At 75.8% G+C, this 21,582-nt stretch carries 23 protein-coding genes; 10 read left to right on the top strand and 13 right to left on the bottom strand.

The features are described from left to right. The first annotated feature begins 22 nt into the window (after positions 1 to 22). Positions 23 to 961, top strand: a complete 939-nt coding sequence (locus AAG589_RS01070; RefSeq protein WP_430565402.1) for an NAD(P)-dependent oxidoreductase — start codon at positions 23 to 25, stop codon at positions 959 to 961. Positions 962 to 1,069: 108 nt separating this feature from the next. Then, complete coding sequence (locus AAG589_RS01065) at positions 1,070 to 1,618, top strand: hypothetical protein (protein ID WP_430565401.1); 549 nt, start codon at positions 1,070 to 1,072, stop codon at positions 1,616 to 1,618. 61 nt (positions 1,619 to 1,679) lie between these two features. Here the strand turns inward: AAG589_RS01065 and mutM are convergent, their stop codons facing one another. The 6 genes from mutM to coaD form a co-directional block, all read right to left on the bottom strand. Then, on the bottom strand, positions 1,680 to 2,651 hold the full coding sequence (mutM, locus tag AAG589_RS01060; protein ID WP_430565400.1) for a bifunctional DNA-formamidopyrimidine glycosylase/DNA-(apurinic or apyrimidinic site) lyase: 972 nt from the start codon (positions 2,649 to 2,651) through the stop codon (positions 1,680 to 1,682). After that, positions 2,644 to 3,387, bottom strand: coding sequence for a ribonuclease III (gene rnc / locus AAG589_RS01055; protein ID WP_430565399.1), 744 nt, complete (start codon positions 3,385 to 3,387; stop codon positions 2,644 to 2,646). Before rnc ends, mutM begins: the two co-directional genes overlap by 8 nt. A 1-nt stretch (position 3,388) precedes the next feature. Continuing rightward, complete coding sequence (gene rpmF, locus AAG589_RS01050; protein WP_079574722.1) at positions 3,389 to 3,583, bottom strand: 50S ribosomal protein L32; 195 nt, start codon at positions 3,581 to 3,583, stop codon at positions 3,389 to 3,391. A gap of 2 nt (positions 3,584 to 3,585) precedes the next feature. Continuing rightward, a complete protein-coding gene (locus tag AAG589_RS01045; RefSeq protein WP_430565398.1) occupies positions 3,586 to 4,137 on the bottom strand; it encodes a YceD family protein in 552 nt (183 codons plus the stop codon). Between the two features lie 173 nt (positions 4,138 to 4,310). Further along, complete coding sequence (locus AAG589_RS01040; protein ID WP_430565397.1) at positions 4,311 to 4,880, bottom strand: hypothetical protein; 570 nt, start codon at positions 4,878 to 4,880, stop codon at positions 4,311 to 4,313. Between the two features lie 48 nt (positions 4,881 to 4,928). Beyond that, entirely contained in the window at positions 4,929 to 5,414 is a 486-nt protein-coding gene (gene coaD, locus AAG589_RS01035) for a pantetheine-phosphate adenylyltransferase (RefSeq protein ID WP_430565396.1), read from the bottom strand. Positions 5,415 to 5,538: 124 nt separating this feature from the next. On the opposite strand from coaD, the gene AAG589_RS01030 reads away from it, so the two are divergent. Continuing rightward, complete coding sequence (locus AAG589_RS01030) at positions 5,539 to 6,351, top strand: GNAT family N-acetyltransferase (protein ID WP_430565395.1); 813 nt, start codon at positions 5,539 to 5,541, stop codon at positions 6,349 to 6,351. On the opposite strand, the gene rsmD is transcribed toward AAG589_RS01030, so the two are convergent. From rsmD to AAG589_RS01015, 3 genes are read right to left on the bottom strand one after another with little or no spacing between them, the layout of a single operon-like run. Continuing rightward, on the bottom strand, positions 6,291 to 6,911 hold the full coding sequence (gene rsmD / locus AAG589_RS01025; protein WP_430565394.1) for a 16S rRNA (guanine(966)-N(2))-methyltransferase RsmD: 621 nt from the start codon (positions 6,909 to 6,911) through the stop codon (positions 6,291 to 6,293). The genes AAG589_RS01030 and rsmD overlap by 61 nt on opposite strands. 27 nt (positions 6,912 to 6,938) lie before the next feature. After that, positions 6,939 to 9,194, bottom strand: coding sequence for an ATP-dependent DNA helicase RecG (locus AAG589_RS01020; RefSeq protein WP_430565393.1), 2,256 nt, complete (start codon positions 9,192 to 9,194; stop codon positions 6,939 to 6,941). Continuing rightward, positions 9,191 to 10,912, bottom strand: coding sequence for a DAK2 domain-containing protein (locus AAG589_RS01015; protein ID WP_430565392.1), 1,722 nt, complete (start codon positions 10,910 to 10,912; stop codon positions 9,191 to 9,193). Before AAG589_RS01015 ends, AAG589_RS01020 begins: the two co-directional genes overlap by 4 nt. A 157-nt stretch (positions 10,913 to 11,069) precedes the next feature. Here AAG589_RS01015 and rpmB point away from each other — a divergent pair, with 157 nt between their 5' ends. Next, positions 11,070 to 11,261, top strand: coding sequence for a 50S ribosomal protein L28 (gene rpmB, locus AAG589_RS01010; protein WP_069984843.1), 192 nt, complete (start codon positions 11,070 to 11,072; stop codon positions 11,259 to 11,261). 208 nt (positions 11,262 to 11,469) lie between these two features. Further along, the gene (locus tag AAG589_RS01005) at positions 11,470 to 11,988 is read left to right on the top strand and encodes a GNAT family N-acetyltransferase (protein WP_430565391.1); all 519 of its coding nucleotides are present in this window, start codon (positions 11,470 to 11,472) and stop codon (positions 11,986 to 11,988) included. A gap of 18 nt (positions 11,989 to 12,006) precedes the next feature. Here AAG589_RS01005 and AAG589_RS01000 read toward each other — a convergent pair whose 3' ends face one another. Continuing rightward, positions 12,007 to 13,044, bottom strand: coding sequence for a thiamine-phosphate kinase (locus AAG589_RS01000; protein ID WP_430565390.1), 1,038 nt, complete (start codon positions 13,042 to 13,044; stop codon positions 12,007 to 12,009). Positions 13,045 to 13,097: 53 nt separating this feature from the next. On the opposite strand from AAG589_RS01000, the gene AAG589_RS00995 reads away from it, so the two are divergent. Together AAG589_RS00995 and AAG589_RS00990 are read left to right on the top strand one after the other, a co-directional pair. Then, entirely contained in the window at positions 13,098 to 13,583 is a 486-nt protein-coding gene (locus tag AAG589_RS00995; protein ID WP_430565389.1) for a DUF3515 family protein, read from the top strand. Between the two features lie 44 nt (positions 13,584 to 13,627). Further along, complete coding sequence (locus tag AAG589_RS00990) at positions 13,628 to 14,041, top strand: VOC family protein (RefSeq protein ID WP_430565388.1); 414 nt, start codon at positions 13,628 to 13,630, stop codon at positions 14,039 to 14,041. Between the two features lie 27 nt (positions 14,042 to 14,068). Here AAG589_RS00990 and AAG589_RS00985 read toward each other — a convergent pair whose 3' ends face one another. Together AAG589_RS00985 and AAG589_RS00980 are read right to left on the bottom strand one after the other, a co-directional pair. Continuing rightward, positions 14,069 to 15,247, bottom strand: coding sequence for a D-alanine--D-alanine ligase family protein (locus AAG589_RS00985; protein ID WP_430565387.1), 1,179 nt, complete (start codon positions 15,245 to 15,247; stop codon positions 14,069 to 14,071). An 89-nt stretch (positions 15,248 to 15,336) separates the two neighbouring features. Next, on the bottom strand, positions 15,337 to 16,965 hold the full coding sequence (locus AAG589_RS00980; RefSeq protein ID WP_430565386.1) for an AMP-binding protein: 1,629 nt from the start codon (positions 16,963 to 16,965) through the stop codon (positions 15,337 to 15,339). A 231-nt stretch (positions 16,966 to 17,196) separates the two neighbouring features. On the opposite strand from AAG589_RS00980, the gene AAG589_RS00975 reads away from it, so the two are divergent. Genes AAG589_RS00975 through AAG589_RS00965 form a run of 3 tightly spaced genes read left to right on the top strand, consistent with a single transcriptional unit; the run spans position 17,197 to position 20,898 of the window. Beyond that, positions 17,197 to 18,615, top strand: coding sequence for a hemolysin family protein (locus AAG589_RS00975; RefSeq protein ID WP_430565385.1), 1,419 nt, complete (start codon positions 17,197 to 17,199; stop codon positions 18,613 to 18,615). Next, a complete protein-coding gene (locus tag AAG589_RS00970; protein ID WP_430565384.1) occupies positions 18,612 to 19,649 on the top strand; it encodes a hemolysin family protein in 1,038 nt (345 codons plus the stop codon). The genes AAG589_RS00975 and AAG589_RS00970 overlap by 4 nt, the downstream gene beginning before the upstream one ends. Positions 19,650 to 19,689: 40 nt before the next feature. Beyond that, positions 19,690 to 20,898, top strand: a complete 1,209-nt coding sequence (locus AAG589_RS00965) for an acyl-CoA dehydrogenase family protein (protein WP_430565383.1) — start codon at positions 19,690 to 19,692, stop codon at positions 20,896 to 20,898. 7 nt (positions 20,899 to 20,905) lie between these two features. Here the strand turns inward: AAG589_RS00965 and AAG589_RS00960 are convergent, their stop codons facing one another. Then, positions 20,906 to 21,577: an SHOCT domain-containing protein gene (locus tag AAG589_RS00960; protein ID WP_430565382.1), complete on the bottom strand. Its 672-nt coding sequence runs from the start codon at positions 21,575 to 21,577 to the stop codon at positions 20,906 to 20,908. Between the last annotated feature and the right edge of the window lie 5 nt (positions 21,578 to 21,582).

Below are 21,582 nucleotides of genomic sequence, written 5' to 3'. Positions count from 1 at the left end.
CGGGCTGATAGCGTCGCGAGGCGTGAAGATCCTCGTGCCCGGCAACGTGCCCTTCGACCTGACGATCGACGTCCCCGGCGTGGAGGTGGCGCGCTACGTCATGCGCGACCCGGTGCCCGAGGAGCACACGGACGCCGACGCCCTCGTCACCTGGTCGAGCCCGCAGCGCGTCATGGAGGACGCCGCCGTTCGGATGACGCACCTGCGGTGGGTGCAGACCCTCAACGCCGGCCCCGACCAGGCGCTCGCCGCCGGGTTCGCGCCCGACGTCGTCATCTCGTCGGGCCGCTCCCTGCACGACGCGACCGTCGCCGAGCACACCCTCGCGCTGGTCCTCGCGTCCGTGCGACGCCTCGACCGCACGCTCGCCGCCCAGCGCGAGCACGTCTGGGACCGCGAGCTCGGCAAGGAGCAGGCGAACCACGAGCCGCAGTTCACCCTGCACGGCGCCCGGGTCACGATCTGGGGCTTCGGCTCCATCGCCGCCGTCCTGGCCCCGCTCCTGGCGGCGCTCGGCGCGCGCGTGACCGGCGTCGCGTCGTCCGCCGGCGAGCGGTACGGCTTCCCCGTGGTGGCGTCGATCGAGGAGGTGGCGCCCGACACGGACGTGCTGATCTCCCTGCTGCCGGCCACCGACGCGACCCACCACGCCCTCGACGCGCGGCTGCTCGGGCTGCTGCCCGCCCACGCCCGGTTCGTCAACGTCGGCCGCGGCGCCACCGTCGACGAGGACGCGCTGGTCGCCGCCCTGCGCGACGGCACGATCGCCGGCGCGGCGCTCGACGTCACGGAGACCGAGCCCCTGCCCGAGGACTCTCCGCTGTGGGACGCCCCGCACCTCATCCTCACCCCGCACATCGCGGGCGGGAGGCCGCAGGGCGCCGCCGGCTTCGTCAGCGAGCAGCTGCGGGCGTGGCTGGCCGACGGCGCGGCCGGGCTGCGCAACGTCGTCCCGCGCTGAGCCGCCGACGAACGCGAGAAGACCCATGAAGCGCAACCCGTCGAGCCCCGGGGCCACGGCCCGACCCCGAGGGCGTTCGTCAGCACGAGCACGCACCACCACCCCCGGATGGACAAGGGCATCAACGCCATCCTGTTCGGGCTGGCCGCACTCGGGCCGGGCCTCTACCTGATCGTCCACGACCTGCCGGAGACATCGAGCTACCTGGCGCAGATCACGCTCAGCGGGCTGCCCACGCTCCTCGGCGGGATCCTCGCGGGCTTCGGCGTCGTGGGTGTGGTCACCGCCGCCGCCGGCATGCGACGACGCGGCGACGAGGCGATCGACCTGAAGGTCTCTGCCGACGGCCTCACGGTGCGAGGGGGTCGCACGATCCCGTGGGACGCCGTCTCCCGGGTCGTGGCCGTCCACTACCGCAACGCCGCCAACATCCGGCCGCTGTGGGAGCGGGCGGACCTCAACCGCGCTGTCGTCCTTCAGCTCGAGCGGCCGGTGGACCTGCCACGGGTCACGACGGGGCGCGGCGAGCCGTGCCTGACCGTCCGGCTGAACCCCTACCCCGCGATCGAGTACCGCGACCTGTACGACTCGATGGTCGCGGACTTCGAGCGCCGGGGGATCCCCGTCGAGCTCGAGCACCGGTCGAAGCCGACGTAGGGACGGGGCCCGCTACCAGCGCGCGGTGTCACCACCGAGTCACCGCCGAGTCACCACCGAGTCACCACCGACCGTGCCGCGGCCGCGGCTGGCAGACCGGGCACGTGTACGACGAGCGGTTCATGAACGCGTCGCGCCGCACGAGGGCTCCGCAGCGCGGGCACGGCTCGCCCTCGCGCCCGTAGACGGCGAGGCCGCGCGCGAAGTAGCCGGACTCGCCGTTGACGTTCACGTACAGCGCGTCGAAGCTCGTGCCGCCCTGCACCAGCGACTCGGCCATCACCTCGGCGGCCGCGTCCAGGGCGCGGCGCACCTCGACCGGCCGCAGCCGGTCCGTGGCGCGCGCGAAGTGCAGCTTCGCGCGCCACAGCGCCTCGTCGGCGTAGATGTTCCCGACGCCGGACAGCAGCGTCTGGTCGAGCAGCGCGCGCTTGATCCCGGTGCGCCGGCGCCGGATGGCGGCGACGACGGCGTCGGCGTCGAACGCCGGGTCGAGCGGGTCGCGACCGATGTGCGCCACCGGCTCGGGGACCGCCGGCAGGTCGCTGCCCAGGCCGCCGGGCGCGCCGTCCGGCGTGGGCTCCAGGTCCACGACGGACAGGTGCCCGAACGTGCGCTGGTCGACGAAGTCGAGGTACTGCGCCCCGCTGGGGGCGCCGGTCAGGTGCAGCCGCGCGCGCAGGTGCGGGTGCGCCCAGTCCCCCGCCACGGCGGGGTCGCGCACCAGGAGCTGACCGGACATGCCCAGGTGGGCGAGCAGAGCGGCGCCCCCGCCGGGTGAGTCGGTCGGGGTTTCGACAAGCTCAACCAGCGAGGGGTCGGCGGGTTCGTCCAGCGGGAGCCAGAGGAACTTGCCGCGGCGCACGGCGGCGGCCAGGCGCCGCCCCCGGAGCTGGTCCGCGAACCCGGCGGGGCCGCCGTCGTGCCTCCGCACGGAGTAGTCGCGGAACACCTCGACGTCGCGCACGACGGCGCCCACGACCAGGCGGTCGAGGCCGTCGCGGACGGTCTCGACCTCGGGGAGCTCAGGCACCGGCGGTGCTGTCCGCGCCGTCGGGCCCGGGCACGGGGAGCTGCTGCAGGGCGCGGTACGCCTCCTCGGCGGCGGCCTGCTCGGCGTGCTTCTTGGCCGAGCCGGTGCCGAGGCCCAGCACCGGGCCGGCGGTCACCTGGGCGTGGAAGACGCGGGCGTGCTCGGGGCCCTCGCCGGTCACCTCGTAGACGGGGGCGCCGAAGCCGCGCACGGCGGCGGCCTCCTGCAGCGACGTCTTCCAGTCGAGGCCGGCGCCCAGGCCGGCGGCCGCGTCGAGCGTCGTGTCCACAAGCCGGTGCACCAGCTCGCGCGCCGTCTCCAGGCCGTGCGAGAGGTAGGTGGCGCCGATCAGCGCCTCCACCGTGTCCGACAGGATGGAGTCCTTGTCGAAGCCGCGCGTGCGGATCTCGCCCTTGCCGAGCAGCACGTAGCCACCCAGGTCGAGGCGGCGGGCGATCGCGGCGAGGGCGCGCTGCGACACCGTCGCCGCGCGCATCTTCGCCAGCTCGCCCTCGGACTGGTCGGGGTGGCGGCGGTACAGCGCCTCGGTCACGACCAGCCCCAGCACGGTGTCGCCCAGGAACTCGAGCCGCTCGTTGGTCGGGATGCCCCCGGCCTCGTGCGCGAACGAGCGGTGCGTCAGGGCAAGCACGAGAAGCTCGGGGTCCAGGTGGACCCCGAGCTTCTCGAGAAGAGCGGTCGGCTCCGGACGCTGCCGGGTGCCGGGTGCAGGCATGTCAGCCCGCGTGCTCGGTGCGCAGCGCCTCGGCGTACTGGCGGCCCTTGTAGGCACCGCAGGTGGGGCACGCGGCGTGGGACAGCTTCTGCCCCTTGCAGCTCGGGCACGTCGTGAGAACCGCCGCGGTGGTCTTCCACTGCGAACGGCGCGCACGGGTGTTGCTGCGCGACATCTTGCGCTTCGGAACAGCCACGGCTAGCTCTCTTTCGTCTCGTCGGACACGCTCGAATCGTCGAGCATGGTCTGCAGCGCCGACCACCGGGGGTCGACGAGGTCGTGATGGTGGTCCGGGTCGTCCGCCAGCCGGGCTCCGCAGACGGAGCACAGGCCGGGGCAGTCCGGACGGCACAGCGGTTGAAATGGTAGTGCAGTCACGAGGGAATCCCGAACCGCCGGCTCGATGTCGGCCTGGTCGTCGACCAGGACGGCCTCGTCCTCGGCGTCCTCGTCGCCGGAATCCTCCGCCGCCTGCGCCCTCTCGGGGTAGGCGAAGAGCTCCTGGACGCGCACCGTCACCTGCTGGGAGACCGGGTCGAGGCAGCGCACGCACTCCCCCACCGCCGTGCCGCGCACGACGCCGGACACCAGCACCCCCTCCATGACCGACTCGAGCCGCAGGCCCAGGGTGAGGTCGTCACCCTCGGGCACGCCGATCACGGCGGTCCCCATGTCCGCGGGAGCGGGCACGACGCGCGCGACCTCCTCCATCGAACCGGGTCGCCGAGACAGCTCGTGCGTGTCGAGCACGAGCGGCGAGGACTTCGCGGTGGCGATGGCAGGCTCCGATGACAGACGTGGGCCGAGAGGCAGGAAAGGGGGCGGCCCGTAGCCGGGCCAGCGACCTAGTCTAGGCCATCCCGGCGGCCGGGTGCAGCCCGCCCGGGAGTGACCCGTCTCTCACGCGGCGGTCGCCGCGCCGGTCAGGACCGCTGCTCCTGCGGCCAGCGCGGGTCGGCGACGGCGTCCCACCGCACCCGCGGCGCCCCCCGCTCGAGGCGCTCGGCCAGCTTGTCCCGTCCGGCGCGCACCTGGTTCGACAGGGCGTCCAGGTCCTGCTGGAAGTCGGCGAGGCGGCCGTCGCAGTACGCGTCCGCGTCGGTGCGCAGCGCCGCCGCCCGGGTCTCCGCCTCGGCGACGATCTCCGCGGCGCGCGACTGCGCCTGGACCACCACCTGCTCGGCCTGCACCAGCTCGATCGCGCGGGCGCGGGCGGCGGCCACGATCTCCTCCGCCTGGCGGTGCGCGTCGTCGAGGGTGTCGCGGGCGGCCGCGAGCACCTCGTCGGCGCGGGCCACCTGCGTGGGCAGCGCGTCGCGCAGCTCGTCGACGAGCGCGAGCGCCTGGTCGCGGTCCACCTTCACGTTGGTCGACAGCGGCACCGAGCGCGCGTTCTCGACCAGCGCCGCCAGGTCCTCCAGGATGTCCAGGAGCCCGGCGGCGGGGTTGTCGCCCTGCTCGCTCCCGGTGGTGGTCTCGGTCGTCTCGCTCATCCCCTGCTCCTCGATCCTGCTCGTCTGGCCCGGCCCGTCAGCCCGGCGTCATCTGCCGAGGGCCGCTCGTACCGCGTCCGCGACGCCGTCCGGCACCAGGTCGTCGATCGGCCCGCCGTAGCGGGCCACGTCCTTGACCAGCGACGACGCGACGTGCGCGTACCGCTGCTCCCCCGGCACGAAGACCGTCTCGATCCCGGTCAGGTGCCGGTTCATGAGGGCCATCGGCAGCTCGGCGTCGAAGTCCGCGCCCCCGCGCAGGCCCTTGACCACCGCGACCGCCCCGATCTCCCGGCAGAAGTCGACGAGGAGGCCGGGCACCACCTCGACCCGCACGTCGGCGGTCTCCGGGTCGGCCGCGAGCGCGGCCCGGGCGAGCCCCACCCGTTCCTCGGGCCCCAGCAGCGCGTTCTTGGCGGCGTTGCGGGCGACCCCGACCACCACGACGTCGAACATCCGGCGCGTGCGCCGCACGATGTCGAGGTGGCCGAGCGTGATCGGGTCGAACGACCCGGGGCAGACGGCGATGCTCACGCGGTCACGCTAGTACAGCGCTGCCGCGATCCCGGGGAGCCGACGCGGGCCCGTCGCGGGCCCGTCGCGGGCCCGCCCCGGCCTGTCCCGAGCCCGTCGGCCCGTCCCGCGGCACCATGGGGACATGACCGACGAACCCGCCGTCGCACCCCTCACGTCCGACGCCCAGCTCGCGTCGCTGTGGCGCGACGTGCTGGCGCCGTCGTTCCCGCCCGAGGAGCTGATGTCCCTCGAGGACCTGCGCGCCGGGTGCCGCTCCGGGCAGCAGACCGCCTACGGCGTGCAGCGCGACGGGCGCGTGACCGCCGGCGTCGTCGCCTCGTGGTCGCCGGACACCCGGGTGCTGCTCGTCGACTACCTCGCCATCGCGCCGGGCGGTCGCGGCGGGGGCGTCGGCGGCCGCCTCCTGGACCGGTCGGTCGCCGCCTGGCGGGCCCGGCTGCGGCCGGCCGTGGTGCTCGCCGAGGTCGAGCACCCCGGCCACCACGCACCCCACCCGCAGCACGGCGACCCGGCGGCCCGCCTGCGCTTCTACGCCCGGCACGGGGCGCGCGTCCTCGCCCTGCCCTACTTCCAGCCCGGGATGGGCGGGACCGGCTCGCCGCGCGTGCCCGCGATGCTGCTCGTCGCGCTCGCCGTCGGCGACGCGCCGGCCGAGGGCACCGTGCCGCCGCCGGCCCCGGCGTCGCTGCCGGCGGACCCGGTGCGCCGCTTCCTCGTCGAGCACCTGGTCGCCTGCGAGGGGGCGCTGGCCGACGAGCCGGCGACGCGCCGGCTGCTCGACGCGGCAGGCGGCGACCGCGTCCCGCTGGTCGACCCCGCCGACGCGGACGCGCTCGCCGCGGTGCCCGTCGCGGTCCTCGACGGCCCGGAGCGCTACGCCCCGCCGGCCTCGACCGGCCCCACGGGCGCAGCGGCCTCCACGGGCTCGGCGTAGTGCACCGCCGTCTCCCCGTAGTCCTTGCGGACGAACGCCGCCAGCCCGTCGGGCCAGGCGGGCTCGGGGCTGCGGGTGGATCGCTCGACCACGACGACGGCGTCCGCGGCCAGCACCCCGGGCGCGGCGAGGTGCGCGAGGACGGCCGTGAGCGCGTCCTCGGCCAGGTCGTAGGGCGGGTCGAGGAAGACGACGTCGAACCCCCGCGCCGTGCTCGCGCCGGGCGCCGGGACGGCCCCCGCGGCGAACCGCTCCGCGGAGTCGGCCACGACCCGCACCTCGCGCTGCAGCCCCAGGGTCGCCACGTTGCGGCGGGCGACGTCCGCCGCCCGCCGGTTCGCGTCCACCAGCACGACCTCGGCGGCGCCGCGGCTCGCGGCCTCCAGCCCGAGCGCACCGGAGCCCGCGTAGAGGTCGAGCACCCGCGCGCCGTCGAGCACGTCGAGGTGGTCCAGCCGGGAGAAGATCGCCTCGCGCACCCGGTCGCTGGTGGGTCGCGTGCCCTTCGGCGGCACCTGCAGCGAGCGCCCGCCGAACCGGCCGGCCACGATCCTCGTCATGGGCCCCGAGCCTAACCAGTCGACGGGTCACGCCCGCTCGAGGAACTCCTCCTGCTCGTCGTCGAGCTGCGCCGCGATCGCCGCGCGCAGCTCGGGGTGGGAGCCGAGCTCGAGGTCGGCGTCGACGACGGCGGTCGCCTCCCGCCGCGCGTCGGCGATGAGGTCGGCGTCCTGCACGACGCGCAGCAGGCGCAGCGAGCTGGAGCGGCCGGACTGGGCGGCCCCGAGCACGTCGCCCTCCGAGCGCAGCTCGAGGTCGAGGGTGGCGAGCCGGAAGCCGTCCGTCGTCTCCGCGAGCGCCTCGACCCGGGTCGCGGCGGGGGTGCCGGGCTGCGCCGTCGAGACCAGGAGGCACAGCCCCGGCGCGGTGCCGCGCCCCACCCGGCCGCGCAGCTGGTGCAGCTGCGACAGGCCGAACCGGTCGGCGTCGAAGACGACCATCACCGTGGCTTCGGGCACGTCGACGCCCACCTCGATCACGGTGGTGGAGACCAGCACCTGCAGGTCCCCGGCCGCGAAGCGCGCCATCGCGGACTCCTTGTCCGCGGACGCCATCTGGCCGTGCAGCACGCCCACGTCGAGGCCCGCGAGCGCCGGCGTCTCGCGCAGCATGTCCGCCACCTCGAGCACCGCGCGCAGCGGCGGGCGTCCGTCGCCCGCCCCCTCGCCGTCCACGAGCTCGAGCAGGTCGGGGACGTCGTCGAAGTCCTTGGCGGCGCCGCCGCCTCCGGCCGGGAGGTCGTCGTCGGGGTGGATGCGCGGGCACACGACGTACGCACGGTGCCCCTTGTCGACCTCCTCGCGCACCCGCGCCCAGGTGCGCTCCATCCACCGAGGATTGCCGGCCGGCACCACGTGCGACGTGATCCCGGCGCGGCCGGCGGGCACCTGGGTGAGCGACGACGTCTCGAGGTCCCCGAACACCGTCATCGCGACCGTGCGCGGGATGGGTGTTGCGGTCATGACGAGCACGTGCGGCGCCACCCGCCCCTTGGCGCGCAGGGCGTCCCGCTGCTCGACGCCGAACCGGTGCTGCTCGTCGACCACGACGAGGCCCAGGTCGGCGAACTGCACCTGGTCGCCCAGCAGGGCGTGCGTGCCCACGACGATCCCCGCCTCCCCGCTCGCCGCCTGCAGCAGGGCCTCCTTGCGGGCGGCGGCGCCGAGCGAGCCCGTGAGCAGGGCGACCCGGGTGCCGTGCGCGGCGCCGCCGAGCAACCCGCCCTCGGCGAGCGGCCCCAGGAGCTGACGCAGCGTGCGGGCGTGCTGCGCCGCGAGCACCTCCGTGGGCGCCAGCAGCGCGGCCTGGCCGCCGGCGTCGACCACCTGCAGCATCGCCCGCAGCGCGACGACCGTCTTGCCGGAGCCCACCTCGCCCTGCAGCAGCCGCTGCATGGGCCGGGCCTGCGCGAGCTCGTGCGCCAGGTCCTCGCCCACCGACCGCTGCCCGTCCGTCAGCGTGAACGGCAGGGCCGCGTCGAAGTCGGCGAGCAGGCTCGCCTCCCCGGGCCCCCGCAGCGGGCGCGCCGTGGCCTCCTGCTCGGCGGCGTGCGCGCGGCGCTGCGCGAGCGCGGCCTGCAGCACGAAGGCCTCCTCGAACCGGAAGCGGTGGCGCGCCTGCTGCCACGAGCGCTGGTCGACGGGCTGGTGGATCGCGCGCAGCGCGTCGAGCCGGCTCGGCAGCCCGTGCCGGGCCCGGACCTCGGGCGGCACCGGGTCGTCGACGTCGCCCTCGGTGAGCGGGTCCAGGACCGTGCGCACGGCGCGCTGGATGCGCCAGGAGGGCACCGACGACGACGCGGGGTAGATGGGGATGGGGCGGCTCGCCTCGAACATCGCCGCCTCGGCGTCGTCCGCGTCGACGCCCACGAGGACGTAGTCCGGGTGCGTGAGCTGGCGGGTGCCCCGGTACTCGCTGACCACCCCGGTGAACAGGCCCACGCGCCCGGGCTGCAGCTTCTCCTCGTGCGGGCGCAGGGCCCCGGCGCGCTTGGCGAAGAACGTCAGCGCCAGCTCGTGCCGGCCGTCCGTGACGACCGCCTGGAGCATGGCGCCCGCGCGAGAGCGCATCGTCCGCACGGTGGCGCGGGCCACACGCGCCATCACGGTGACGTGCTCCCCGAGCGCCAGCCGGTCCATGTCCGTGAGGGTGCCCGGGTCGCCGTACCGGCGCGGGTAGTGCCGCAGCAGGTCGCCGACGGTGGTCAGGCCCAGCTTGGCCAGCGGGCCCGCGCTGCGCGCCCCCAGCACCTTGGTCAGCGCCTCGTCCTCGCGGCCGGTCATGCGGGCTCCTCCGCCGGGTCGGTGACGAGCGGCTCCACCCCGATCGCCACGTGGTCGCCGCGCCGGCCGGTGCGCATGACGACGACGTCCGCGCCGCCCGAGACGGCGGCCGCCCGAGACGCCAGCACCTCGACCGTGGCGTCGGGGACGTCGTCGTCGGGCAGCAGCGTGACGATCGCGGTCGGGCTGCCCGCCACGAGCCGCTTGACGATCGCGCCGACGGTGACGGCCGGTCCGCCGCCGACACGCAGCCCGGCGACGACCGCGCCGACGGCCGCCGGGACCCCCGCGTCCTGCTCCCCCGGGTCGTCGAGCGTCGCGGCCAGCGCGGACATCCCGGCCACGAGGTGCACGTCCCCGGGGGCCGTCACCCGCACGATCTCCGGCGCCTCGTCGGCGCCGTCCGCGGACGCCGGGACGGCGGGCTCCTCCTGCAGCGCCTCGGGCGCCAGCACGAGCACCCGCGGCGCCCCCGCGCCGACGGCCGCGGCCGCGAGGTCGTCGGCGGTGGGCGGTACGTCGAGGTCCAGGACCACGACCGCGCCGCCGCGCGCGAGTTCCGCGGCGAGCGCCGGCGCCGCGGTCGTGACGACCACGGCCCACCGGTCCGGCGGGACGGCGAGGTGCCGCACGGACACCCGCGACACCGCCCCGCGGGACGCCCAGCGCCGCGCCACGCCGAGCGCGGCGTCGAGGTCGGCGGTGTGCACGTGCGCCTGCCACAGGGCCCGGTCGGCGTCGTCGCCGGCGGGCCCGGCCGACCCGTCCGCGCCGCCGCCCACGACGACGACGGAGCTGCCGACGTCGTCCAGGTCCGCGCGCAGGGCGTCCGCCACCGCGCCAGGGCTGAAGTCGTCGGCGGACGCCGACCGCTCCAGCACGAACATGAGCTCGACGTCGTCGGTCGCCACGCCGCCGTGCTCGTGCCGGCCCGCGTCGAGGGCGCCGTCGGGGGGGACGCCCGGGTCGACCGGCGCGTCGTCGACGTCGCTCGCGGCGTCCGGCGCGTGGCCGTGCAGGTCGATGTCCAGCAGCACGGGGCCGATGCTGCCGTCCGCCTCCGACACGCCCTCGCGCCCCCGGTCCGACACGGCCCGCTGGGCCGCCGCGAGGGAGCGCAGCACGAGCACCAGCCCGCACGCGCCGGCGTCGAGCACGCCCGCGGTGCGCAGCGGTTCCAGGGCGCCCACGCTGCGCAGCGCCGCCTCCCGCGCCCCGCGGCACGCCGCGTCCGTCGTGGACAGCCGCGCCGCCGCGCCGGCGGGACCGACCATGCCGCCCGCCTCGGCCTGCCGGGCCGCGGCCGCGGCCGACTCAGCGGCGGTGAGGATGGTGCCGGGCGCGGGGTGCGCGACGGCCCGGCGCGCGGTCCGGGCCGCGACGTCGAGCGCGATGGCGAGGCTGTCGCCGCGCGTGGCCGCGACGGTGAGTCCGCGCAGCCACTCGCTGAGGATCACCCCGGAGTTCCCGCGGGCGCCGAGCAGCGCGGCCCGCGCGGCCAGCCGCAGCAGCCGCGCCCCGCCGGCGTCCTCGGGCGCGGACCGGACGGCGGCCGCGGCGTCCCGGATCGTGAGGTACATGTTGGTGCCGGTGTCACCGTCGGCCACGGGAAAGACGTTCACGCGGTCGATCTCGACGCGGGCCTCGGCCAGTGCGCGGGCGGCGGTGCCCACCCAGGCGCGGACGACGGCGGCGTCGAGGAGCTCGGGCTGGTGCACGCCCCCACGGTAGCGGTGAGGCACCCCACGTTGAGGAGCACTCCCCCGATCGGCTATCCTCGTGTGGTTGCCCGGTTGGTTCCGGGCTCCCCCAACCACCAAGCTTCACGTCCTGCTGCCCTGGCGCGGGTCGTGTCACGACGATTCAGGAGAGACCGTGGCTGCCAACTGCGACGTCTGCGGCAAGGGCCCGGGCTTCGGGCACAGCATCTCGCACTCCCACATCCGCACGAAGCGCCGTTGGAACCCCAACATCCAGCGCGTCCGTGCCGTGGTCGCGGGCACCCCCAAGCGTGTCAACGTCTGCACCTCCTGCCTCAAGGCGGGCAAGGTCACGCGCCAGGCCTGAGCCTGCGCACCGGGCGCGCTCGGTGCATCGACGCTTCCACGAGACGCCCGTCGGGATCTTCCCGGCGGGCGTCTCGTCGTCCCCGTCGCCGCCCGCATGGCCACCCGCGCGGTCCCGCGGACCGGTCGCCGGGCCAGCGGCAAAGAATTCGTGAAGGATTCACCAAACCGCCTTGGCCGGCGCGGTGCGGACGTGGCAGTCTGAGCAGATGATCGTGCAGACCGACAGCGACGTGGAGATCCGGCCCGCCGCCGTGACCGACGCCGGGCGGATCGCTCAGGTGCACCTCATCTCGTGGAAGGGCGCCTACGCCAGCGTGCTGCCGGCCGAGTACCTCGACTCCCTCGACGCCGCCGAGCGCGCCGCGCAGTGGCAGCAGATCCTCGGCGAGGGCAAGCGCACGACCCTCGTCGCCGAGGGCGACGGGCGGCTCCTGGGCTTCGCGAGCTACGGCCCCTCGCGCGACGAGGACGCCGAGGACGGCGACCTCGAGCTCTACGCGATCTACCTCGACCCCGAGTCCTGGGGGCGTGGCGTGGCGCGCGACCTCATGCGCACCGTGCTCTCGGACGTCCCCGACGGCGTGCCGATGTCGCTGTGGGTGCTCGCGCAGAACGAGCGCGCCCAGCACTTCTACCGCCGCCACGGCTTCCAGGCCGACGGCGTCGAGCGCATGGACGACATCGGCGACACCCCCGTCACCGAGGTGCGCTACCGCCGCGGCTGACCGCGGGTCCCGGCGGGCTCAGCCGCCGAAGTGGTCCCACCCGCCGCGGACGCCGGGCTCGGCGCCGTCGACGGTGACGCCGGCAGGTCCCGGGAGCACGCGACCGATCCGCCGGAACCCCTCCGGCAACGCCGCGTCACCCGGGAACGCGGCGAGCAGGCCGTGGTCCTCTCCCCCGGTGAGCGCCCAACCCAGCGCGGCCTCCCGAGCGGCGTCGGCGTGGACGTGACGCCCGGGGCCCAGCGCCCGGGCGGCGGGCAGCAGCCGCTCGACGTCCGGCGCGAGCGCCTCCGCCTCGACGTCCACCCCGACGCCGCTCGCGCGAGCCAGCCGGCCCGCGTCGCGCAGGAGGCCGTCCGAGACGTCGAGCATCGCGGTGGCGCCCGCGCGCGCCGCCGCCGGGCCGGCGGTCAGCGGCGCCACCGGTCGCAGGTAGCCGGCGACGCACGCGCCCACGGCATCCACGGCGTCGTCGACCGTGGTCGCGTCCGCGGCGGTCGCCGCACCGGCGTCGAGCAGCGCCAGGCCCGCCGCCGACAGGCCGCGGTGCCCCGCGTACGCGAGCAGGTCGCCCGGCCGCGCGCCGGCGCGCGTGACGGCCGCGCGCCCCTCCAGGTCGCCGTGCGCGGTGACGGCCACGACGACGGCGTCCCCGCCGGACAGGTCACCGCCCACCACGCCCGCGCCGACCGGGGCGCACGCGCCGGCCAGCCCGCGGGCCAGGCCGGTCACCCAGTCGACCGGGAGGTCGCCGGGCACCACCAGCGAGACGACCAGGGACGTCGGGCGCGCGCCCATGGCGGCGACGTCCGCGAGGTTCGCCGTGGCGGCCCGCGCCCCGACGTCGTCGCCGCCCGACCAGCGTCGGCGGAAGTGTCGGTCCTCGACCAGCACGTCGGTCGTGACGACGAACCGCCCGTCCGGGGCCGCGACCACCGCCGCGTCGTCGCCCGGGCCGAGGACGGTCGCCGACCCGGCGGGCAGCAGGGGGAAGATGCGGGCGAGCAGGTCCTCCTCGGACAGGTCGCGCACGAGGGGGCGGGTGGCGTCGGTCACGGGGACGACTGTAGGCGGTCGTCGGGCCGCTCCCGGCCGGTAGCGTGGTCGCCGTGCTCCGTCGTCATCCGCTGTCGTCCCGTGCTGCCCGCGCCGTCGCGCTGGGCGTCCTCGTCGTCCCGCTGACGGCCTGCGCCACGACCATCGGCGCCACGCCCGCCGAGGACGCCGCGAACCCGGACTGCGCTCCGGTGATGCTGGCCCTGCCCGACGTGCTCGCGGGCGACCTCGACAAGGCGAAGACGAACGCCCAGGCCACCGCCGCCTGGGGCGAGCCGGGGGCCGCCGTGACCCTGCGCTGCGGCGTCACGCCGCCCGGGCCGTCGCCCGACTGCCAGCGGGTCGAGTCGGCGGCGGGGGCCGTGGACTGGATCGTCGAGGCCGGCGAGGACGGCACCTGGCGGTTCACCACCTACGGGCGCGAGCCCGCCGTCGAGGTCCTGGTGCCGCCGTCGGTCACCGAGGACCACTCGACGTCGTTCGTCGGCGACCTCGCCCAGGCCGTGAGCAACGTGCCGGCGACCGCGGAGTGCAGCTGACCCCTGGCGAGGCGGATGTCGGAGCCTCGTGGCACGGTGACGGGATGGATCAGCGCCTGAGCCTCGTCACCCTCGTCGTCGCCGACCTCGCCGCCACCCGGCGGTTCTACGTGGACGGCCTGGGCTGGGAACCGCTGCTCGAGGCGCCCGGCGAGGTGCTGATGGTCCAGGTGGGCCAGCACGTCGTGCTGTCGATGTGGGACGAGGCGCACGCCACCGAGGAGATCGGCCCCGTGGTGCGGGGCGGCACCGCGCCGCTGACCCTCGCGCACAACGTCGGCGCCCCCGCCGACGTGGACGCCGTGCTCGAGGACGCCCGGCGCGCCGGGGCGCCCACCGTGCGCGACGGCGTCCAGCGGGAGTGGGGCGGCTACTCCGGCTACTTCACCGACCCGGACGGGTTCCTGTGGGAGGTGGCGCACGCGCCCGGCCCGCTCGGCGAGCTGGTGGTGCCCTGAGGTCTCGACCGGCTCGGCCGGCGAGGGTCAGCGCAGGCCGGTGGGCCGCTGCAGCGCGAGCTGGATGAGCTCGTCGACGAGCTCCGGGTAGCTCACGCCCGAGGCCTCCCACATCCGCGGGTACATCGAGAACGGCGTGAACCCGGGCATGGTGTTGATCTCGTTGACGACGACCCGCTCGTCGGGCGTGACGAACACGTCCACGCGCGAGAGCCCCTCGGCCTCGACGGCCTCGAAGGTCCGCACGGCGACGTCGCGGATCTCCTCGGCGACGGCCTGCGGCAGGTCGGCGGGGCACCGCAGGTCGACGTGCGCCTCGTCGAGGTACTTCGCCTCGAAGTCGTAGAACGCGTGGCTGTCGTGGTCCACCACGATCTCGCCGGGCAGCGACGCGCGCGCCGGCTCGCCGTCGCGCCCGCCGAGCACGGCGCACTCGATCTCGCGGCCGTCGATCCCGGCCTCGACGATCACCTTCGGGTCGTGCCGGCGCGCGGCCTCGACGGCGGCGGGCAGGTCGGCCAGGTCGTCGACGCGCGTGATGCCGAGGGAGGACCCGGCGCGGGCGGGCTTGACGAACACGGGCAGGCCGAGCGGCTCGACCGCGGCGACGCAGGCCGCGGGGTCCCGCTCCCAGTCCCGGGGACGGACGACGACGTAGGGGCCGACGGCGAGGCCCTGGCCGGCGAGCACGAGCTTCATGAAGTGCTTGTCCATGCCGACCGCCGACGCGAGCACGCCCGCACCGACGTAGTGCACGTCCGCGAGCTCGAGCAGGCCCTGCAGCGTGCCGTCCTCGCCGAACGGGCCGTGCAGCAGCGGGAAGACGACGTCCACCTCGCCGAGCAGCGCGGGCACCTGCCCGGCCTCGAGCACGCGCAGCGTCCGCTCGCCCTGGGTGAGGGACAGCACCACCTCGGCGCCGGAGTCGGCCGTGACCTCCGGCAGCCGCCCGTCGGCGATCTGCCAGCGTTCCGGGTCGTCGGCGGCGATCACCCAGCGGCCCTCGCGGGTGATGCCCACGGGGACGACGTCGTAGCGCTCCCGGTCGATGGCGCGCAGGACGCCGGAGGCGGTCGCGGCGGAGATGGCGTGCTCCCCCGACCGGCCGCCGAACAGCACGGCGACGCGGGTCTTGCGCGGGGCACCGTCGCCCGCGGCGGGGACGACAGGAACGGGGCTCGTGGACAGAGCGGCGGTGTCGGACATCGCCGCCCAACCTACCGGAGGAACGCCCCCTCGGCGGTCGAGCCTGTCGAGACCGCCGGCGGGTCTCGACAGCTCGACCAGCGACGGGCTCAGCGGGCGCGGAGCTCCTTGCGCAGGATCTTGCCCGCCGCGGACTTCGGCACCGCGTCGACGAACTCCACGGCCCGCACCTTCTTGTACGGGGCGACCTGCTCGGCGACGAAGGCCTGCACGTCATCACCGGTCAGCGTGCTGCCCTCCGCGCGGACGACGAACGCCTTCGGCACCTCCCCCGACTCGGGGTCGGGCACCCCGATCACCGCCACGTCCGCGATCCCGGGGTGGGTGAGCAGCAGCGCCTCCAGCTCGGCGGGCGCCACCTGGTAGCCCTTGTGCTTGATGAGCTCCTTGAGCCGGTCGACGACGGTGAAGGCGCCGTCGGCGTCGACGGTCACGATGTCGCCGGTGTGCAGGAAGCCGTCCGGCTCGAGCGTGTCGCGGGTGGCCTGCTCGTCAGCGAGGTAGCCGACCATGACGTTCGGGCCGGCGCACAGCAGCTCGCCGGGCGCGCTGACGCCCTCCGCGGGCTGCCCGATCGCCTCGCCGGTCGCGGGGTCGACGATCCTGGCGAGCATGTTCGGCACCAGCAGGCCGACGGTCCCCGGCGAGATGTCGGTCCGGTCGACCGGCACGACGTGCGAGACCGGCGACATCTCCGACATCCCGTACCCCTGCAGCACCCGCGCGCCCGGCAGCCGGCGGCCCACCGCCTCGGCCAGGTGCTCGTCGAACGGCGCCGCCCCCGACATGAGGATCCGCACGCTGGACAGGTCCCGGCCGGCCGCCGCGGGGTGCTTGGCCAGCGCGAGCGCGATGGGCGGCGCGACGAACAGCACGGTGGCCCGGTGCTGCTCGACGATGCGCAGGTACTCGGCGAGGTCGAACCGCGGCAGCGTGACGAGCGAGGAGCGCTGGTAGATCGCGCCGTTCATCAGCACCGTCATGCCGTAGATGTGGAAGAACGGCAGCACGGCGGGGATGACGTCGTCGGGCGCGAGCGGGAGGAAGGCCTCGGTCTGCACCACGTTCGCCACGAGGTTGCGGTGCGTGAGCATCACGCCCTTCGGCAGCCCGGTGGTGCCGGACGAGTAGGGCAGGACGGCGAGGTGGGTGCGGGGGTCGAACGCGACGTCGGGCGCCGGGTGGCCGCCCGCGAGCAGCTCGCCGAGCGACAGGTGGCCGTCCGCGCCGTCGAGCACGACGACGTCGCCCGGCGCCATCCCGACGGCGTCGGCGCCGGCCTCGGCCGCGGCCAGCAGGGCCGAGACCGTCACGAGCGCCTTCGCCCCCGACGACCCGAGCTGCTTGGCGACCTCGCGCCCGGACGCGAGCGCGTTGATCGTGGTCACGGTGATCCCGGCCCGCAGCAGGCCGTGGAAGACGGCGACGAACGCCGGCACGTTGGGGCTGTGCAGGGCCACGACGTCCCCGACGCCGAGCCCGCGGGCCGCGAACGCGCCCGCGATCGCGTCCACCTGCGCGCGCAGCTCGCCGTACGTGGTCGTGGCCCCGCTCGGGCCGTCGACCAGCGCGACCCGGTCGAGGTCGGCGCCGGAGAGCGCGGCGAACAGGAACTCGTGGAGGCTGACGTCGGGGATCTCGACGTCGGGGAGCGGGCTGCGGATGAGGCTGCGGTCGGCGGCGCTGCCGGCGCTGGTGTCGGACGGCGTGTCAGGCATGGGCGGTCCCTTCGTGCGGCACGGTCCTCGTCGACCGTGTGCACCGGAGCGTAGCGCCGGGAACCCTCGGCGTGGCGGCGACGTTGGGGCGGACGTGGACAACTCTCTGACGACGCTCGACGTCCCGGCCCCCGCGGCCGACGACGCCGCCGCGCCCGCCGACGACCCCAGTCATAGTCCGGGCTCCCCGCAGCCCCCCGCCCCTCTCGCCCCTGAGGCGGTGCGTCACCGATGACCGCCGCGCTCTCCCTCCTCCTCGGCATCCTCGTGATCCTCGTGATCACGGCGGCGACGGCGTACTTCGTCGCCCAGGAGTTCGCCTACATGACCGTGGACCGCTCCCGGCTCGCCGCCCGCGCGGAGGCCGGTGACGCGACCGCGCAGCGGGCCCTCGCCGTCACGCGCCGCACGTCCTTCGTGCTCTCGGGCGCCCAGCTCGGCATCACCGTGACCGGACTGCTGGTCGGGTACGTCGCCGAGCCCCTGGTGGGCGACGCGCTGGGCACCCTGCTGGGCGGCGTGGGCGTCCCGACCGGCGTCGGCGTGGCCGTCGGCACCGTCGCGGCGCTCGTCGTCTCGACGCTGGTGCAGATGCTCTTCGGCGAGCTGTTCCCGAAGAACCTCGCCATCGCGCGCCCCGAGCCCACCGCCCTGCGGCTGGCCGGCTCGACGACCGCGTACCTCACCGTGCTCGGCTGGCTCATCGCCGTCTTCGACAAGGCGTCGAACGCCCTGCTGCGCGTGCTGCGCATCGAGCCCGTGCACGACGTCGAGCACTCCGCCACCGCCCGCGACCTGGAGCACATCGTCGCGGACTCGCGCTCCAGCGGCGACCTGCCCGACGACCTGTCGGTGCTGCTCGACCGCATCCTCGACTTCCCGGCCCGCGACGTCGAGCACGCGATGATCCCGCGCTCCCGGGTCGGCACGGTCGACCCCGCCCTCACCGTGGGCGAGCTGCGCACCCTCATGGCGGGCGGGCACTCCCGCTACCCCGTGGTGGACGACGAGGACCGCGCCCTCGGCGTCGTGCAGCTCACCGACCTGCTGCGGACCGGGCTCGACGACGACGCGCCCGTCACCGACCTCATGCGACCGGTCGTGGTGCTGCCCACCGTCATGTCGCTGCCGGACGCGCTGACCGAGCTGAACCGCGCGCACAACCAGCTCGCCGTCGTCGTGGACGAGTACGGCGGCCTCGCGGGCGTGCTCACGCTCGAGGACCTCGCCGAGGAGCTCGTCGGCGAGATCACCGACGAGCACGACCCCGCCCAGCCCGTCACCGTGACGGCCGAGGAGGACGGCGCCTGGGTGATGGGCGGCGACGTGCACCTGGACGAGGCGGAACGGGCCATCGGGCACGACCTGCCGCGCGGCGACCACGAGACCGTCGCCGGGCTGCTCATCGCGCAGACCGGCGCGCTGCCCCGCGCGGGCGACACGGTCGTCGTCGAGCTGCCGCCCGACCCGGCGGACCTCGTCCACGACGAGCCCGTCTCCCGGCGGCTCGAGGCCGACGTCCTCTCGGTCGAGCGGCACGTGCCCCACCTGGTCCGCGTGCGCCTGCTCGAGGGCGCCGCGGAGGGCACCGCCGGGACCGCCGCCGGCGCCCCCGGCACCCTCGCGACGTCGAAGGAGGACGACCGATGAGCAGCCCCTGGGTCGTGCTCGCCGCGACCGTCGTCATCATCGCGCTCAGCGCGTTCTTCGTGGCCGTGGAGTTCGCCCTGCTCGGGGCGCGCCGCCACCGGCTGGAGGACGCCGCGCCCACCAGCCGGTCGGCGCGGGCCGCCCTGCGCAGCTCGTCCGAGCTGACGCTGCTGCTCGCCGGGTCGCAGCTGGGCATCACGGCCTGCACGCTCGCGCTCGGCGCCGTGACCAAGCCGGCGGTGCACCACTGGCTCACGCCGCTGTTCGCGGCGTGGGGCGCCCCCTACTGGGCCGCCGACGTCGCGGGCTTCGTGCTCGCGCTGGTCCTCGTCACGTTCCTGCACCTCGTGGTGGGCGAGATGGCACCCAAGTCGTGGACCATCGCGCACCCCGAGGCCTCCGCCACGCTGCTCGCCCTGCCCATGCGGGCGTTCATGTGGCTCACGCGGCCCGTGCTGCGGTGGCTCAACGCCCTGGCCAACTGGTGCCTGCGCGCCGTCGGCGTCGAACCGGTGGACCACATCGAGGCGGGTCACGACCCGACCACGCTGCGGCACCTCGTGGAGCACTCGGCGAACGTCGGCGCCCTCGACGCGGCGTACTCCGCGCAGATCGCGGGCGCGCTGGAGCTCGAGACGCTCACGGTCGACACGCTCGTGGCCCCCGGTGCGCGCCCGACGGCCGTCCCGGCGGGCGCGACCGCCGCCGACGTCCGGGCGGCGTCCGTGACCTCCGGCCACCTGCGCATCCTGCTGCGGGATGGCGGCGACGACGGCGAGGTGACCGGCGTCGTGCACGTCCGCGACACGCTGCCGCTCGACGACGACGCCCCGGTGGCGCCGGTGGCGCGCGCGCCGTTCGTGCTGGACGCGTCCACCACCGTGCACGCGGCGATCGCCCGGCTGCGCGAGGCGGGCGAGCAGCTGGCGCTGGTGCGCCGCGACGGGCGCACGCTGGGCGTCGTCACGCTGGCGGACGTGCTGCGCCGCCTGCTGCCCCAGCCGGAGGAGCCGGCAGCGGCGACCGCCGGCTGAGCGCGGGCGCCCGGGCGGCGGCGCGGCGTACGGTGAGGCCATGCCTGTGACCTCGCCGGACGCCGCGCCGTCGCCCTTCCCCTCGCCCCTCGACGAGCCCCGCCAGATCCTCACCGACGAGCTGCTGGAGACCATCCGCGGCCGCGCGGCGACGCACGACCGGGAGAACTCGTTCTTCGCGGACGACCTCGCCGACCTCCAGGCCGCGGGGTACCTGCAGGCGATGGTGCCGCAGCACCTGGGCGGCGCCGGCCTGACCCTGCGGGAGGCGGCGCGCGAGCAGGCCCGGCTCGCGGGCGCGGCGCCCGCGACCGCGCTGGCCGTCAACATGCACCACGTGTGGGTGGGCGTCGCCCGGTTCCTGCACGAGCGCGGCGACCACTCCCTGGACTGGCTGCTCGAGGAGACGGCGCGCGGCGAGGTGTTCGGCTTCGGCTACTCCGAGGCCGGCAACGACCTGGTGCTGCTCGGCTCGCGCACCGAGGCGCGCCCCGACGCGGAGGGCGGGTACTCGTTCCACGGCACCAAGATCTTCACGTCCAACTCCCCCGGCTGGACGCGCCTCGGCGTCATGGGCCTCGACGACACGACCGACCCGGACGACCCGCGCATCGTGCACGCCTTCGTCACGCGCGACGGCGGCGGCGTCGAGATCAAGGACGACTGGGACACGCTCGGCATGCGGGCGTCGCAGTCGTGCACCACGGTGCTCGACGGCGCGCACGCCCCCGCCGACCGCGTGCTGCGCCGCATCGCGCCCGGCCCCAGCATCGACCCGTACGTGCTGGGGATCTTCACCAGCTTCGAGATCCTGCTGGCGAGCGTGTACCTGGGCATCGCCGACCGCGCGCTGGCGCTCGCCGTCGAGACCGTGAACAAGCGGCGCTCGATGAAGACGGGCAAGGCGTACTCCCAGGACCCGGACATCCGCTGGCGCATCGGCACCGCCGCGCTCGCGCTGGACGGCCTGTGGCCGCAGCTCGACCTGGTGGCGGGCGAGGTCGACGCCCAGGTCGAGAAGGGCGCCGGCTTCTTCCGCTCGACGGCGGGGCTCAAGGTGCGCGTCACGGAGACGGCGCGGCAGGTGGTGGACGAGGCGATCCGCTGCTCCGGCGGGTCCACGTACTTCAACCGGTCCGAGCTCGGCCGGCTCTACCGCGACGTGCTGGCCGGCATCTTCCACCCCAGCGACGACGAGTCCGCGCACTCCACCGTCGCGCAGGCGGTGCTCGGTCCCCTCGACGACTGACGAGCCGTCAGCCGTCCGCCAGCACCCGCGCCTTGGCGCTCGCGTACTCGGCGTCGGTGAGGGACCCGGCGGCGTGCAGGGCGTCCAGGCGCTCCAGCCGGTCGACGACGTCGTCCCGACTGCTCCGAGGCTCGTCCGCCGCCCGCGGGGGCGCGGCCGGCTGCGGTGCCTCCGGGGACGCGGCGGGCTCGGGCCGGGCCGGCATCGGCCCCCGTGCGAGCCCCACCACCGCGCCGACGAGCCCGACGCCCACGGCCGCCCAGGCCAGGACCACCCGCAGGTGCACCTGCTCCGGCGTCGCGAGGTGCTGCGCGACGGCCTCGTGCCAGCCCCACAGCAGGGCGCCGGCACCGGCCACGAGCGCCAGCCCGAAGGACGCGCGCCGGGTGGCGCGGCGGCTCATCAGGGCGGCGACCAGCAGCATGCCGCCGCCCAGCAGCGGGGTCCCGGCCGCGAAGTCGTCGGAGGCGCAGCTCGCGGCGGCGCACTCCCACCGTACGAGGTTCCACTCGCGGGCCCCGTAGTGCAGCAGCAGGACGGCGCCGACGGCGGGGAGCAGCGCGAGCAACGCCGCGAGGCCGTCGTTCGTCCAGCGGAACCGCCGACCCAGCGAGGCGAACAGCGGGTCGGCCAGGGCGTGCGGGCGGGCGCGCGACGACGGGTCGGTCTGCTCGGGCATGGGTC

This window comes from Isoptericola sp. F-RaC21 (assembly GCF_038593535.1).
GTDB lineage: Bacteria > Actinomycetota > Actinomycetes > Actinomycetales > Cellulomonadaceae > Isoptericola.
Note: the sequence above shows the minus strand (reverse complement) of the source record. Positions and strands in the feature narration are given on the sequence as shown.

What these genes read in the sequence shown, in the direction of transcription:
- AAG589_RS01020 (WP_430565393.1), bottom strand. Translation starts at nt 9,194, where the DNA reads ATGACCGGCCGCGAGGACGAGGCGCTGACCAAGGTGCTGGGGGCGCGC.
- AAG589_RS01030 (WP_430565395.1), top strand. Translation starts at nt 5,539, where the DNA reads ATGACCGACGAACCCGCCGTCGCACCCCTCACGTCCGACGCCCAGCTC.
- AAG589_RS00985 (WP_430565387.1), bottom strand. Translation starts at nt 15,247, where the DNA reads ATGTCCGACACCGCCGCTCTGTCCACGAGCCCCGTTCCTGTCGTCCCC.
- AAG589_RS01005 (WP_430565391.1), top strand. Translation starts at nt 11,470, where the DNA reads ATGATCGTGCAGACCGACAGCGACGTGGAGATCCGGCCCGCCGCCGTG.
- AAG589_RS00960 (WP_430565382.1), bottom strand. Translation starts at nt 21,577, where the DNA reads ATGCCCGAGCAGACCGACCCGTCGTCGCGCGCCCGCCCGCACGCCCTG.
- AAG589_RS00980 (WP_430565386.1), bottom strand. Translation starts at nt 16,965, where the DNA reads ATGCCTGACACGCCGTCCGACACCAGCGCCGGCAGCGCCGCCGACCGC.
- AAG589_RS00970 (WP_430565384.1), top strand. Translation starts at nt 18,612, where the DNA reads ATGAGCAGCCCCTGGGTCGTGCTCGCCGCGACCGTCGTCATCATCGCG.
- AAG589_RS00965 (WP_430565383.1), top strand. Translation starts at nt 19,690, where the DNA reads ATGCCTGTGACCTCGCCGGACGCCGCGCCGTCGCCCTTCCCCTCGCCC.
- AAG589_RS00975 (WP_430565385.1), top strand. Translation starts at nt 17,197, where the DNA reads ATGACCGCCGCGCTCTCCCTCCTCCTCGGCATCCTCGTGATCCTCGTG.
- AAG589_RS01040 (WP_430565397.1), bottom strand. Translation starts at nt 4,880, where the DNA reads ATGAGCGAGACGACCGAGACCACCACCGGGAGCGAGCAGGGCGACAAC.
- rnc (WP_430565399.1), bottom strand. Translation starts at nt 3,387, where the DNA reads ATGCCTGCACCCGGCACCCGGCAGCGTCCGGAGCCGACCGCTCTTCTC.
- AAG589_RS01065 (WP_430565401.1), top strand. Translation starts at nt 1,070, where the DNA reads ATGGACAAGGGCATCAACGCCATCCTGTTCGGGCTGGCCGCACTCGGG.
- AAG589_RS00990 (WP_430565388.1), top strand. Translation starts at nt 13,628, where the DNA reads ATGGATCAGCGCCTGAGCCTCGTCACCCTCGTCGTCGCCGACCTCGCC.
- rsmD (WP_430565394.1), bottom strand. Translation starts at nt 6,911, where the DNA reads ATGACGAGGATCGTGGCCGGCCGGTTCGGCGGGCGCTCGCTGCAGGTG.